This window comes from Gilliamella sp. B3023 (assembly GCF_026536845.1).
Taxonomy (GTDB): domain Bacteria; phylum Pseudomonadota; class Gammaproteobacteria; order Enterobacterales; family Orbaceae; genus Gilliamella; species Gilliamella apicola_E.
Map to the genome: position 1 here is coordinate 1 of NZ_JAFNNH010000018.1, position 13,736 is coordinate 13,736.

At 33.1% G+C, this 13,736-nt stretch carries 14 protein-coding genes and 1 other RNA gene; 3 read left to right on the top strand and 12 right to left on the bottom strand.

Going from position 1 to position 13,736, the window contains the following annotated elements:
• Nucleotides 1–230, bottom strand: a 230-nt coding sequence (locus tag J3U16_RS09885) for a hypothetical protein (RefSeq protein ID WP_267342976.1), incomplete at its 3' end; no start/stop codon positions are given.
• Nucleotides 231–400: 170 nt separating this feature from the next.
• On the opposite strand from J3U16_RS09885, the gene J3U16_RS09890 reads away from it, so the two are divergent.
• Both J3U16_RS09890 and J3U16_RS12135 read left to right on the top strand, forming a co-directional pair.
• Nucleotides 401–628, top strand: coding sequence for a hypothetical protein (locus tag J3U16_RS09890; RefSeq protein ID WP_267331073.1), 228 nt, complete (start codon nucleotides 401–403; stop codon nucleotides 626–628).
• A gap of 110 nt (nucleotides 629–738) precedes the next feature.
• Nucleotides 739–924 carry a zeta toxin family protein gene (locus tag J3U16_RS12135; RefSeq protein ID WP_416380180.1) on the top strand — a complete coding sequence of 62 codons (186 nt, stop codon included), beginning with the start codon at nucleotides 739–741 and terminating at the stop codon, nucleotides 922–924.
• A 556-nt stretch (nucleotides 925–1,480) separates the two neighbouring features.
• On the opposite strand, the gene J3U16_RS09895 is transcribed toward J3U16_RS12135, so the two are convergent.
• From J3U16_RS09895 to thrS, 10 genes are all read right to left on the bottom strand, one after another.
• Nucleotides 1,481–3,421 (bottom strand): peptidase U32 family protein, encoded by a 1,941-nt coding sequence (locus tag J3U16_RS09895; RefSeq protein ID WP_267331072.1) that lies wholly within the window; start codon nucleotides 3,419–3,421, stop codon nucleotides 1,481–1,483.
• A gap of 101 nt (nucleotides 3,422–3,522) precedes the next feature.
• Nucleotides 3,523–4,392, bottom strand: coding sequence for a protease HtpX (gene htpX, locus J3U16_RS09900; RefSeq protein WP_267342977.1), 870 nt, complete (start codon nucleotides 4,390–4,392; stop codon nucleotides 3,523–3,525).
• 205 nt (nucleotides 4,393–4,597) lie between these two features.
• Nucleotides 4,598–4,693: signal recognition particle sRNA small type (gene ffs, locus J3U16_RS09905), an RNA gene on the bottom strand.
• 140 nt (nucleotides 4,694–4,833) lie between these two features.
• Nucleotides 4,834–5,127, bottom strand: coding sequence for an integration host factor subunit alpha (locus J3U16_RS09910; protein ID WP_034882129.1), 294 nt, complete (start codon nucleotides 5,125–5,127; stop codon nucleotides 4,834–4,836).
• 5 nt (nucleotides 5,128–5,132) lie between these two features.
• Nucleotides 5,133–7,520, bottom strand: coding sequence for a phenylalanine--tRNA ligase subunit beta (gene pheT, locus J3U16_RS09915; protein WP_065734109.1), 2,388 nt, complete (start codon nucleotides 7,518–7,520; stop codon nucleotides 5,133–5,135).
• 16 nt (nucleotides 7,521–7,536) lie between these two features.
• On the bottom strand, nucleotides 7,537–8,520 hold the full coding sequence (gene pheS, locus J3U16_RS09920) for a phenylalanine--tRNA ligase subunit alpha (RefSeq protein ID WP_065562101.1): 984 nt from the start codon (nucleotides 8,518–8,520) through the stop codon (nucleotides 7,537–7,539).
• Nucleotides 8,521–8,724: 204 nt separating this feature from the next.
• A complete protein-coding gene (gene rplT, locus J3U16_RS09925) occupies nucleotides 8,725–9,078 on the bottom strand; it encodes a 50S ribosomal protein L20 (RefSeq protein ID WP_024496189.1) in 354 nt (117 codons plus the stop codon).
• A 31-nt stretch (nucleotides 9,079–9,109) separates the two neighbouring features.
• Nucleotides 9,110–9,307, bottom strand: a complete 198-nt coding sequence (rpmI, locus tag J3U16_RS09930) for a 50S ribosomal protein L35 (protein WP_034882133.1) — start codon at nucleotides 9,305–9,307, stop codon at nucleotides 9,110–9,112.
• Between the two features lie 83 nt (nucleotides 9,308–9,390).
• A complete protein-coding gene (infC, locus tag J3U16_RS09935) occupies nucleotides 9,391–9,930 on the bottom strand; it encodes a translation initiation factor IF-3 (protein WP_065562102.1) in 540 nt (179 codons plus the stop codon).
• 27 nt (nucleotides 9,931–9,957) lie between these two features.
• Entirely contained in the window at nucleotides 9,958–11,883 is a 1,926-nt protein-coding gene (gene thrS / locus J3U16_RS09940; RefSeq protein ID WP_065562103.1) for a threonine--tRNA ligase, read from the bottom strand.
• 274 nt (nucleotides 11,884–12,157) lie between these two features.
• Between thrS and J3U16_RS09945 the strand changes: the two genes are divergently transcribed.
• Nucleotides 12,158–12,889 (top strand): hypothetical protein, encoded by a 732-nt coding sequence (locus tag J3U16_RS09945; RefSeq protein ID WP_267342978.1) that lies wholly within the window; start codon nucleotides 12,158–12,160, stop codon nucleotides 12,887–12,889.
• Nucleotides 12,890–12,982: 93 nt separating this feature from the next.
• Here the strand turns inward: J3U16_RS09945 and recO are convergent, their stop codons facing one another.
• Nucleotides 12,983–13,675, bottom strand: a complete 693-nt coding sequence (gene recO / locus J3U16_RS09950; protein WP_065562105.1) for a DNA repair protein RecO — start codon at nucleotides 13,673–13,675, stop codon at nucleotides 12,983–12,985.
• Between the last annotated feature and the right edge of the window lie 61 nt (nucleotides 13,676–13,736).

Here is a 13,736-nt window from a genome sequence, read left to right on the forward strand (position 1 = left end):
AAATCTAAGGCTACAATTTTTTCATAGTAATTATTTATCTGATCCCAATCATCTGGATAAAAACTTGGGTCATCTTTATATTTTTCATAAATGTATGACATTAATTCATTGAGTTCTTGTAAATATTTATCATACTGTTCTTGAGTAATTAAGTTAAACTTCAATGCATATCTAAACTCAGCTTTTGTCAATCTTTCAATACTATAAATTCTTTCTTTTTGGTCCCGCATATTGCGCTCCTTAGGTAGTTTTGGTGATATTGACGGCTGAATTATAAATAATTTTTAAAAGGGGTCCAAGCGGAAAAGAAAGCATAGGGAGCCTTTTGATTTGTACGCCATTAAAAATATATTCTATAATCTAAACTGTTTATTAATTTAATACAGAAAAGGAAAAATTTATGGCGACTTTTGACGAAAAAGAGTTTTTATGGGAAGAAATGTATAACAGTGTTCGAATTTGCATTTCAAAAGCAAAGGGCTATGGCAATGAATATACATCAGATATGTTAGAAGATATTAAAAAATTAAGAGAATTTAGAAAAAAAATTGCAGATACTTCTTATGAAGAAATTGATTATGAAGCTGCATTAAAATTTTTCCAGTTAATCGAAAATAAATATAATTAACTAATATGAAAAACAATGAACAATTATCCCATGTATCTAATCAATAAAAGAATCATATCGTTAATGACATATGGATTGATATTCATATAGAACAGCCCGAATGAATAGACATCACAACAAAACCCAAAGCTTATGTTGTAGGCGGACAACCAGGAGCTGGTAAATCTACCTTTACAAATAAACTTCAAACTGAATTCAGTAATAATAGTCTAATTATTGAATTAAATTCTTATCGAAAACGTATCCCGCGCTATGTTCCCAAAAATGTGCATGATCAAGTTATTGAAGCAAACTAAGTCAATCAACGCAAATTGAATCATTAACCGTTTATAATCGATAAGAAAAAATTTATGATTCCAAGATTGATAAAGGTTTACCATCTGTATCTATTCAATATGAAATTAATAAAGATGAAAATAAACTATCACAAGATTAGAGCCTTGCTAAACTACTTCAAACTGCTAAGCAGAATGTGGCAAATAAAAAATCGATCAGACAAATAAAGATAACGATATGGAAAGATAGTGTAGATACATTTTTAAGTAAATTAAGTTTATTTAAAATAAACCATCAATCTATTGATATTTTTTAGTTAAATTAATTTAGTATACATAATGTGAAATGCGTTATGTTGAGTAGCTCAGTATATTAATTTGTAATGAGATTTATCACTTATTTTCAATTATTACGCGCCTAATTAATTATATTTAATAAAATCATAACATTAAAGTTCCAATAATGTATATTATGTTAAATAATAACATTATTACGAACTAAAATAACACCTTTTGCATTACTATTTATCGCTAATATTTTTTATTAATTAGATATAAACCCATAATAATCAACATGTTAATTATTATTTGTCAGTAAAATAACTTCACTACCAAGCACTGGGATTTTTAAAATATGTTTTTTGATTTTGCCCCAAACCTGCATTTCACAAGCTTTACAGTTGAATTTTAAAATTAATTCTTCATTATTATTTTGAATTAATTTCATTGGTGTTACTTTAGTTTTAACTCCTTGAATCCCTTTAGCTTGTTTTGGACATAAATTAAATGCAAATCTTAGACAATGCTTTGTAGTCATTAAAGGAACGTCATCTTTAACTTCGTGAGCTTCAAATGCACTCTCGATTAGTTTTACACCATGTTGAGCATAAAATTCACGAGCTTTGTGATTATAAACATTAGCTAAAAAACTTAATTGTTGTTCAGGATATATCGGTATTGGATTTACTTGAGGTTTACGAATATTTCTTCGATAATTATTTAATCGCTCTAGAGTTAATTTATCAATAATATCTCGTCTTAACTGATTTAATTGACTGTTGGGAACAAAATAAGCTTGGTTTAAATCTATAATTAACTCCGCTAAATAATAGGTTGTCTGACCTAACTTAGATAAACTATCTCTTATATTATTGAGAGCTTTATCCTGTTGCTTAGCTAACTCAAATGGGCCTTTCAATTCAATTTTAACGCAACTACCCTCTTCACTCGATGCAATTAACTCCAAACCGTTTGCTATATTTTTAAGCCTAAATGTTACACCGATACGACGGCAACAAGATTCTTTTAATAAAATTTGTTGCCAATTATGATCTAAATTGCGATTAATTTGATAAGGTAATTTTATCGAATATAATGCTTTAGGTATTTCATTAGGAAATACTTGATAATGATTATTATCAATTTTTTCTACTTTATCAGCTCTAAAACCTATAATTTCCCTTTTGATTAAAACATTTAATCCATCACCATTAGTTAACGCTTGTTCTGATTTTATTACGATAGATTGTTTAGTAATTTTTATAACTTCACCAATTGTTAAGCCAATAAATTTGGGTGAATCAAATGCACCAATATTGGCTTGTCTACCTCGAACAAAATAATCGGTAGATCCTCTGTGGAATGTTCTATTTGGATCTGGGGTAAAAAAGTGTTCAGTTTTACCACTCGATGCAGCAACAAAATCTGTGTTTTTTTCTAAAATATTATCTAATTTTTTACGATAAAATGCGGTTATATTTTTAACATAACTCAAATCTTTGTATCTGCCTTCAATCTTGAAAGATCTCACTCCGGCTTGTATCAACTCTATTAAATTATCAGACTGATTATTATCCTTCATTGATAAAAGATGTTTTTCATAAGCGACGATGCGACCTTGTTCGTCTTTTAATGTAAATGGCAATCGACAAGCTTGAGAACAGTCGCCTCGATTAGCGCTTCGACCCGTTTGTGCATGAGAAATATAACATTGACCAGAAAATGCAACACATAATGCGCCATGAATAAAAAATTCAATATTTGCATCAATTTGTTGATGTATGTTTGCTATTTCGGTTAAATTTAATTCTCTCGCTAAAACTATTTGAGAAAAACCTACATCGGAAAGAAATTTAGCTTTTTCTGACGTTCTAATATCCATTTGGGTACTAGCATGTAAATCGATTGGTGGGATATCCATAGCTAATATTCCCATATCTTGAACTATCAAAGCATCCACACCAGCATTATATAATTGCCAAATTAGTTGTCTTGCAGCTTCAAGCTCATTGTCATGAAGAATTGTGTTTAAAGTTACAAAAACCTTAGCGTAAAAATGATGAGCAAATTCTACTAGTTTAGCAATATCACTTACTGAATTACCAGCATTATGACGAGCACCAAATTGAGGACCGCCAATATAAATAGCATCAGCTCCATGTAAGATAGCTTCTTTTGCAATTTCTATATTTTTTGCGGGGCTAAGTAATTCTAATTTAGTAGTGTGTTGCCTATACATGAGAGATTCTCTGAGAAAAAATTAGGATGGTATATTAAATTTTAATTAAAAAATGGCAAATACAATTAATATTTGCCATTGAAGTTTTTAAATATTATTTATTAAAGAATATTAGATTGATTACGCAATGCTTCAATACGTTTATCTAAAGGTGGATGAGATAAGAATAGTTGAGAAAATCTTGCTTTCTTCTCACCATTAATACAGAATGCCAAAATTGATGCTTCTTCACTTGGCTCATGACTCAATTTTAATTTTTCTAAAGCAGCAATCATTTTAGTAGACCCTACTAATTTCGCTGAGCCTGCATCAGCATGGAACTCTCGATAACGTGAAAACCACATAGCAATGATGCTTGCTAAAATACCAAATACAGTTTCAAAAATCATTACGATGAAATAATAAGCAAAAGTAGATAATCCTTCACTTCTATCTTCCAAAGCTTTTGTTACGATTGAAGCAAAAATTCGTGAAATGAAAATAACAAAAGTATTAAGTACACCTTGTAAAAGTGCCATTGTCACCATATCACCATTTGCAACGTGACTCATTTCATGTCCAATTACAGCTTCCGCTTCATCTTGAGTCATAGCGGCTAAAAGACCCGAGCTAACAGCTACTAGAGAATTATTTTTAGTTGCTCCTGTTGCAAAAGCATTAATATCTTCTGCTTGATAAATCGCAACTTGTGGTGTTTTTAATTTCAATTCATTTGCTTGACGATTAACTACATCTAAAAGCCATTGCTCTTGAGCGTTGCGAGGATGAGTAATTATTTTCCCACCAACAGAGCTTAAAGCCATTCTTTTAGATAAAAGAAGTGAAATAAAAGACCCTCCAAAACCAAATATAGCCGCAAATATAAGCAATCCTAATGTACTATGAGCATCAACGCCACAAATACTTAAAATAATACCAAATACAAACATAACAGCTAAGTTAGTTAGGATAAATAATCCAACTCGCATCATAAATAATTCCTCATTACTGTTTTTCTAATATGAATAATTTTACTTAAGAAGATAAATAAAATTTGATATATGATCGCAAAAATGTTGCATCTCTACAACCTCTTTAATATGAAATTTTGAAAGGATAAATTAAGTGACTATTTAATAGCCATTAAAGACAATGGTAAGTTAATAGCAATATTAATTTAGAGAATTTTGGAGGAGACCCTATCAGCCACATCCCACACACATATTTTTTACTTTGGCTGCTTCCTTCCGGACCTGACCTGATGAGCAAAAAAATGTTGCAAGAGGACCCATAGAGCCTCCATTGAAGAGGCGTTATTATGCTTTAATTAGCAAATTATTACAATATTTATAACGAAAAAAGAACTAACCTTCCTGTCTTGTAATAACAACAGAAAGGCTATTACATATCAAACGAAATTTAAAAATGTTTAACTATAGAGTTAAATTTTTCTCAATTCGTTCTCTAAATTTAATACCTGGTCTAAATGTGACAACTCGACGAGCTGAGATATCAACACTTTCGCCTGTTTTTGGATTGCGACCTGGTCGTGAATTTTTATCACGAACAGCGAAATTACCAAATCCAGACAGTTTAACAGGTTCACCTTTTTCTAAAGCAACACGAATTTCTTCGAAAAAAAGTTCAACTAGGACTTTAGCTTCTTGACGATCAATATCAAATTTATCGGCAAGACGATCTGCAATATCAGCTTTAGTTAATGTCATAATTATTATTCTCTTAATAGGGCATTGAAACGGTTTTGTAAAGCAATAACACACTTGCTTACAATGTTTGTTATATCTTCTTCTTCTAGTGTACGTGATTTGTCTTGTAAAATCAAACTGATAGCAAGGCTTTTCTGATCTTTATCTATGTTTTCACCTTGATATACATCAAATAAATTAACTCTTACAAGTTGTTCACCACCAGCATGTTTACACTCAGAAATAATATCTGCTGCTGGTATTGTGTTAGATACAACTACAGCAATATCTCGCTTATTAGACGGATATTTAGATAACTCATGAGCAACTGGTACTCTTTTATCATTAATTTTATCTAAATTTATTTCAAAAACAAGCGTTTTACTATTTAAAGATAATTTTTTTTCAATTTCTGGATGTAAAACACCAAAATTACCAATAAGCTCGCCATTCAAGTAAATAGCAGCACTTTGTCCAGGATGTAATGCATCAAGCTCTGATTTCTGATATACAATTTTTTCATTACAACCTAAAAGAGAAAATAGTAACTCTAAGTCCCCTTTCAAATCATAAAAATCAATATTTTGTTTAGGTAATGACCAATGCTCTTCATAAAGAGTGCCAGTAAGAACACCAGCAAGCATCAATTCCTGGCGAACACCAAATTCACATGAATCATCTGGAATAAAACGTAAGCCAGTTTCAAATAATCTCATCCGAGATTGTTGACGATTTTGATTATATATTACAGCATCTAATAACCCTGACCATAATGATAAACGCATAACAGACATTTCACTCGAAATAGGATTAGGTAATGTAATATGATGCTGCTCTGGGTGGAGAAGTTGTTGAATTTTAGGATCAACAAAACTATAAGTAACCGCCTCTTGATAACCTTTATCTACTAATAAATTTTTTACTCTAGACAAAGGGACTATATTTTCAGGTTTTGGCTTCATTACAGATTCTATTTTCAGATTCACATTAGGAATATTGTTATAGCCATAAATTCGAGCAACTTCCTCAATTAAATCCTCTTCGATTTGCAAATCAAATCGCCAACTTGGTGATTTAACAGTCCAAACATTTTCATTATAAGAAACTTCACAGCCCAATCTAACTAAAATGTCTGTAATTTTTTGAGTTTCAATTACATAACCTATAATTTGATCCACTTTATGTCTACGTAGTTGAATTGTAGCTTGAGAAGGAAGCTCTTTTTCGTTTGTAATTTCAGAGATAGGACCTACATCACCACCACAAATATCAACAATTAATTGAGTTGCTCTTTGCATAGCAGATAATTGTAAATAAGGATCAACACCACGTTCATAACGGTGAGAAGCTTCAGTGTGTAAACCATATTCACGAGCTTTACCAGTTATTGCCAATGGTGCAAAAAAAGCTGATTCAAGGAAGATATCTTTTGTGGAAGTTGTTACGCCAGATTTTTCTCCCCCCATAATACCAGCCATTGCTAATACTTTTTGATGATCTGCAATAACGAGTGTTTTATCGTTTAGTTTGACTTCATTCCCGTTTAATAAAACAAGTTTTTCATCTTGATGAGCATAACGAACAATGATTCCTGAATCGATTTGCGCCAAATCAAATGCGTGCATCGGATGACCTAATTCTAATAACACATAATTAGTAATATCGACAATGGCATCAATTGAACGAATACCACCACGGCGTAATTTCTCTTTCATCCAAAGTGGTGTTGTTGCATTAACATCAATATTTTTTATTACTCGACCAAGATAACGTGGCGCGGCTTTAGGTTCATTTATTTCAATTGACACAGTATCAGCAATAGTTGCTGGAACACTTTCAATATTAAGTTGTTTCATTGGAATATTGTTAACTGCAGAGATATCTCGGGCAACACCAATGATACCAAAACAATCAGCCCGATTAGGCGTAACACTAATCTCAATCATAACATCATTAAGATTTAGATATTCTCGGATATCTTGCCCTAAAGGTGCATCATCAGGCAATTCAATAATGCCACTATGATCTTCAGATATTCCTAATTCAGAGTAAGAACAAAGCATACCTTCTGAAGGTTCACCACGTAATTTAGCGGCTTTAATTTTAAAATCACCTGGTAGAACAGCCCCAATTGTTGCACAAGCAACAGTTAAACCCTGACGACAATTTGGTGCACCACAAACAATATCCAGTAATTCAGGCTTGCCAATATCGACTTTAGTTACACGGAGCTTATCGGCATTAGGATGTTGTTTACACTCAACTACCCTTCCAACAACGACACCTGAAAAATCACCAGCAACTTTTTCAACATCATCGACTTCTAGTCCAGCCATGGTTAATTGATCGGCTAACATTTCGCTACTAATTTCTGGATTGATCCATTCACGTAGCCAACTTTCACTAAATTTCATGTTTTGATCTCCAGAATTAATTAAATTGTTTTAAAAAACGTAAATCATTTTCAAAGAAAGAACGCAAATCAGTGACACCGTAACGCAACATAGTTAACCTTTCAATTCCCATACCAAAGGCAAAACCATTATATATTTCAGGATCTATTCCAACATTACGTAATACATTAGGATGAACCATACCGCATCCTAAAACTTCTAACCATTTGCCATTCTTAGCCTTGATGTCCACTTCTGCTGAAGGTTCTGTAAATGGAAAATATGCAGGTCTAAATCTAATTTCCATATTATCCTCAAAAAAACAATGAAGAAAATCATGCAATAACCCCTTCAAATGGGTAAAACTTACATTTTTATCTATCAATAACCCTTCCATTTGGTGAAACATTGGCGTATGCGTTTGATCATAATCATTACGATAAGTTCTACCTGGAGCAATGATTCGGATTGGCGGTTTTTGATTTTCCATTGTTCTTATTTGAACTGTAGAAGTTTGTGTGCGTAATAAACGTTTTGCATCAAACCAAAATGTATCGTGATCAGCACGTGCAGGATGATGAGCAGGAATATTTAATGCATCAAAGTTATGATAATCGTCCTCGATTTCTGGTCCAGTCTCAACAACAAAGCCCAGTTCTCCAAAAAATTCAACTAAACGATTAATTGTCTTAGTAACTGGATGTAAACCACCTAATTCTAGCGACTTACCTGGTAATGTAATGTCAATTGTTTCATTTGCTAATTTTGCATTAAGAGCCTGACGCTCTAAAAAGTTACGCTTCTGATTTAATAACTCAACAACTTGTTGCTTAGCATCATTAATTTTCTGACCTACAGCGGGGCGTTCATCAGCGGGAACATCACGTAAAGAAGCCATCTGCATTGTAAAATAGCCTTTTTTACCAAAATATTCCACTCGAATTTGTTCTATGGCATTAATATCATTAGCATTTTCAATAGCGGATTTGGCATTGCTTACCAGTTCAACTAATTGAGACATACAGTTCTCCTGCTTATTGTTTATTACATAAAAAAAGCCTCTTCTGAGGCTTTTATAATTATTTTTCGTTTTTTATTTGCCTCACGAACGAATAGCATTATTGAAGCTAAAAAAGAAACGAAAAATAACTAAATTCATAATTAACTCTTAAATAATCTTTTTATAAAACATAAAAGCCGAGATAACTCGGCTCTTATAAAGCTATTAAAGTGCAGCTTTTGCCTTTTCAACTAATGCAGCGAATGCATTTTTATCAAATACAGCAATATCTGCAAGGATCTTACGATCGATTTCAATTGAAGCTTTCTTTAAACCGTTGATGAAACGACTATAAGAAAGACCACATTGACGAGCAGCAGCATTGATACGTACAATCCATAATTGACGGAATTGACGTTTACGTTGACGACGGTCACGATAAGCATATTGTCCTGCTTTAATTACTGCTTGGAAAGCAACACGATATACACGTGAACGAGCACCATAATACCCTTTTGCTTGTTTTAAAATTTTCTTGTGACGTGCACGAGCAATAACACCACGTTTAACACGAGCCATAAACTATATCCTCTAAAAAATTAATCAATAATTAAGCGTATGGAACACACGCCACTACTAAACCTAAATCGCCTTTTGACACAGTAGTCAAACCACGTAAATGACGTTTACGCTTAGTTGATTTTTTAGTTAGGATATGGCTCTTGTTAGCTTGTTTATGCTTAAAGCCACCAGAAGCTGTTTTTTTAAAGCGCTTTGCTGCGCCTCTTACAGTTTTAATTTTAGGCATTTTATAAATTTCCACTTCGCATTGTTAATAAAAATAAAATAATGGTGTAATTTTCAGAAACTAAAAATTAACTTGGAAAACCATTACTTTTTCTTCGGCGCTAACACCATAATCATTTGACGACCTTCAATCTTAGTTGGATAAGATTCAATAACCGCCAAATCAGCTAAGTCTTCTTTAATGCGGTCAAGCATTTCAATACCTAACTGTTGGTGAGCCATTTCACGTCCACGAAAACGCAACGTAACTTTGGCTTTATCGCCATCTTCAAGAAAGCGTATCAGGCTGCGGAGTTTTACCTGATAGTCGCCTTCGTCTGTACCAGGTCGGAATTTAATTTCCTTAACCTGAACAACCTTTTGCTTCTTCTTCTGTTCTTTTGTTGCTTTACTCTTTTCATAGAGGAATTTGCCATAATCCATAATTCGACAAACAGGTGGCTCTGCATTAGGACTTATTTCAACTAAATCCAACGTTGCTTCTTCAGCTTGTTTTAAAGCTTCATCTAAGCTAACAATACCGAGCTGTTCACCATCGACGCCGGTTAACCTCACCTCGCGAGCTGTAATCTCATCGTTAATTTTGTGCGCGCGTGTTGACTGAATTCGCTTACTGACTTTAATATCTCATTCCTCCAAAGTAATTTATCATTAATTCATCTGTTCTAATGAACGACTATGAATTTCATTAAGCAATAATTCTATAACATGTTTCACTTCAAAGCTACCAAGATCTTTACCTTGGCGTGTTCTAACTGAAATTGTTCCTGATTCCATTTCTTTGTCTCCACAAACAAACATATAAGGAACACGTTTTAGAGTATGCTCACGAATTTTAAACCCTATTTTCTCATTTCTCAAGTCTGCTTTTGCTCTAATACCAACTTTTTGTAATTGGCTGGTTAATTGTTTCGCATAATCAGCTTGATTATCGGTAATATTGATAACGGCAACTTGTAATGGTGCTAACCAAGTTGGGAAGAATCCTGCACAATCTTCAGTCAAAATTCCCATAAAACGTTCCATCGAACCTAAAATCGCTCGGTGAATCATAACTGGAACATGACGTTCATTATCTTCACCTACATAAGTTGCATCTAATCTTTCTGGTAACATAAAGTCGAGCTGGACTGTACCACATTGCCATGCACGACCTAAGCAATCATGAAGCGTAAATTCAATTTTTGGCCCATAAAATGCACCTTCGCCAGGTAAATACTCAAATTCAATACCATTTTCAGTTAAACATTCTGCTAAATCTTTCTCGGCTAAGTCCCAAGTTTCATCTTTACCAATACGTTTTTCAGGACGAGTTGATAATTTAACAGTAATGTCTTTGAAACCAAATGTGCTATACATGTCATAAACCATTTTGATACAGTTATTAACTTCACTGCGGATTTGGTTCTCAGTACAAAAGATATGTGCATCATCTTGGGTAAAACCGCGAACACGCATTAAACCGTGTAATGAGCCTGACGGTTCGTTTCGGTGACAACTACCAAACTCAGCCATTCTTAGTGGTAAATCGCGATAAGATTTTAAACCTTGATTGAAAATTTGAACGTGCCCTGGGCAGTTCATCGGTTTAATACAGTATTCACGATTTTCAGATGAAGTAACAAACATCAACTCTTTATAGTTACCCCAGTGACCTGTTTTTTCCCATAAAACCCGATCCATCATAAATGGACCTTTCACTTCTTGATAATCGTATTCTTTTAGTTTAGTGCGAACAAAAACCTCAAGTTCACGGAAAATAATCCAACCATCGTTATGCCAAAACACCATACCAGGTGCTTCTTCCTGCATATGATACAAATCTAGCTGTTTACCAATTTTACGATGGTCTCGCTTAGCTGCTTCTTCTAAAAATTGTAAGTAACTATCAAGTTGTTTTTTATCAGCCCAGGCTGTGCCATAAATACGTTGTAACATTTTATTATCACTATTACCCCGCCAATATGCTCCAGCAATTTTTTGTAATTTAAAATGATGGCAAAAACGCATATTCGGCACATGTGGCCCGCGGCACATGTCAATATATTCTTCATGGTGATAAAGTGCAGGAGTAGAATCTTTTGGAATATTCTCATCTAAAATAGCAATTTTATATGGTTCATGACGCTCCCAGAATACTTCTCTAGCACGTTCCCAACTTACTACTTCTTTTATAACTTCATAATCTTTCTTAGCCAATTCATGCATACGCTTTTCTAGAGCGTCAAGATCTTCCTGAGTTAGAGAGTGATCTAAATCGACATCGTAATAAAAGCCGTTATCAATCGTTGGACCAATTGCCATTTGCGTATTTGGCCAAAGTTGTTTAATTGCATGCCCCAACAAATGAGCGCAAGAGTGACGAATTATTTCAAGCCCATCTTCATCTTTTGATGTAATAATAGATAAAGTTGAATCTTGCTCAATTAAATCACAAGCATCTTTACGTTCACCATTTACTCGCCCAGCAATACATGCTTTGGCAAGACCAGCTCCAATACTTTGAGCAACTTCTAAAACAGTAACAGGCTTATCAAATTGACGTTGACTTCCGTCAGGAAGAGTAATAATTGGCATAATAAATCCTTATAACAGTGGTGCGCCACACGAAAGCGCACATGCGTACATAAAAAATAGTTGTGTATACTACCACTTATCTTAAGGATTTTAAATAGAATATCGAGGGTTTATCACAGATTTTATTATAATAATTTACTAACACTTAATTAGTCATAATTAATTATAAATAGCTGAAATAAAACATAGCCAGCAAAAAAATATTATATATAATAATATAATGTATTAAGATAAATATGTTTAACTACATAATATATAAAGGAATATGAAAGTAATGCATACAAAATATTTTATCGCTATTTTATCTTTATTAACTTTAATTGTAACTGGATGCCAATCTTATCGTAATAGTGATGTTGCATCATCAAATACTGTTACAGAAAGTGCTAATAAAAGCTTAGGGACTCAATGGGGAGATGGCATTGAATCGCATGTTCAACAAGTAAGTATGAAACGTACCGGTTTTTACCCTATTGATGTTATTACTATCAATTATTCAGCACATCAATATAATGGAAAAGCAATTTCAGAAGTTATGTTGAATAATGGTAGAGTTGGTATGGCTTTCCTTGATGATCGTGGCAAAAAATGGCCATTAACTAAGCAAAATAACAACGTTAAGTTACAAGGTAAAGTAGGACAAAGCTACCGATTATTCTATCGTAATTACTCTTCTAATACCTATGAAATTGTAGCAACTATTGATGGATTAGACGTTATTAATGGTAAAGCTGGTTCATTCTCAAACAATGGCTATATTTTAAGACCACATGACACACTTGTGATTGAAGGCTTCCGTAAAAGTAATAATGAAGTAGCTGCTTTTACTTTTTCTGACAGCTCTAGTGCTTATGCTAATCATAATAGTGAAGGTTCAGCAACAAATATAGGTGTAATAGGCACGGCAATATTTCAGTTAGAAGATAATAGTAGAAACTATCAAAAATTAAGTCCAAATGCTTTTCCTGCTGATAATGGTAATTATGCCAAACCTCCGGTTTATTAATTTATGATTAATCATCTTTCCGTCAACATTGTTGACGGAATAGATCTGATACATTTTACATAAAGTCCCTTTTAAATTAAGTTAAAAGACAAATTATATTTTTAAAAATAATTCTCTACTTTTAAATGGTTTTGCACCAACATAAGGTTTTAACGCCATCCTGGTAAAACGTTTTGCCGCTTTAAGTGTATCGATATTGTGAAATTGCCTTTTCCCTAAAGCTAAGACTTCTTCACCAGTGAAAGCGGTACTATTTTGTAACAAACTACAAATAAAACCTTTTTCTGAAATATATTGATAATGCATAGATTCAACAATATCGTCACCTGTTGCACTGCAATGAAAAAAATCAACGTGATAGCCCAAATTTTCAAGTAAGGCCAATTCAAATGCTCGTAACACGTTTTCAGCAGGAACTTGTTGGGCTAATTGTTGTATACTTGCTAGATAATCATCAAACAACGTAGTTATTTCGGTTTCGGCGACTAAAACACGGTGTAATAGTTCATTTAAATAAAAGGCGCTATATAAATAAACAGAAACAAGAGGTAAAGTAAGGGAAACAGCCTCAACTTGACGTAAAGTTTTTATTTCTCCATGACCTGAATATTGAACAATTAGTGGAGTAAAAGGTTGTAAAACACCTTTTAATGCAGAGCGTTTACGCCTAGCACCTTTTGCTAAAATGGTTACTTTCCCAACATTTTCAACGAATAAATCGACTAGCAAACTGCTTTCACTGTATGTTCTGGTATGTAATACAAATGCTCTTCGCCAATTTTCCATCTAACCTGCCCATCAATTAAATTATTACTTTTTTTGATCAATAATAGAGATTGCTTAAAAT

What these genes read in the sequence shown, in the direction of transcription:
- rplT (WP_024496189.1), bottom strand. Translation starts at nt 9,078, where the DNA reads ATGGCTCGTGTTAAACGTGGTGTTATTGCTCGTGCACGTCACAAGAAA.
- recO (WP_065562105.1), bottom strand. Translation starts at nt 13,675, where the DNA reads ATGGAAAATTGGCGAAGAGCATTTGTATTACATACCAGAACATACAGT.
- J3U16_RS09890 (WP_267331073.1), top strand. Translation starts at nt 401, where the DNA reads ATGGCGACTTTTGACGAAAAAGAGTTTTTATGGGAAGAAATGTATAAC.
- J3U16_RS09945 (WP_267342978.1), top strand. Translation starts at nt 12,158, where the DNA reads ATGCATACAAAATATTTTATCGCTATTTTATCTTTATTAACTTTAATT.
- thrS (WP_065562103.1), bottom strand. Translation starts at nt 11,883, where the DNA reads ATGCCAATTATTACTCTTCCTGACGGAAGTCAACGTCAATTTGATAAG.
- pheT (WP_065734109.1), bottom strand. Translation starts at nt 7,520, where the DNA reads ATGAAATTTAGTGAAAGTTGGCTACGTGAATGGATCAATCCAGAAATT.
- J3U16_RS09910 (WP_034882129.1), bottom strand. Translation starts at nt 5,127, where the DNA reads ATGACATTAACTAAAGCTGATATTGCAGATCGTCTTGCCGATAAATTT.
- J3U16_RS09895 (WP_267331072.1), bottom strand. Translation starts at nt 3,421, where the DNA reads ATGTATAGGCAACACACTACTAAATTAGAATTACTTAGCCCCGCAAAA.
- htpX (WP_267342977.1), bottom strand. Translation starts at nt 4,392, where the DNA reads ATGATGCGAGTTGGATTATTTATCCTAACTAACTTAGCTGTTATGTTT.
- rpmI (WP_034882133.1), bottom strand. Translation starts at nt 9,307, where the DNA reads ATGCCTAAAATTAAAACTGTAAGAGGCGCAGCAAAGCGCTTTAAAAAA.
- pheS (WP_065562101.1), bottom strand. Translation starts at nt 8,520, where the DNA reads ATGTCTCAATTAGTTGAACTGGTAAGCAATGCCAAATCCGCTATTGAA.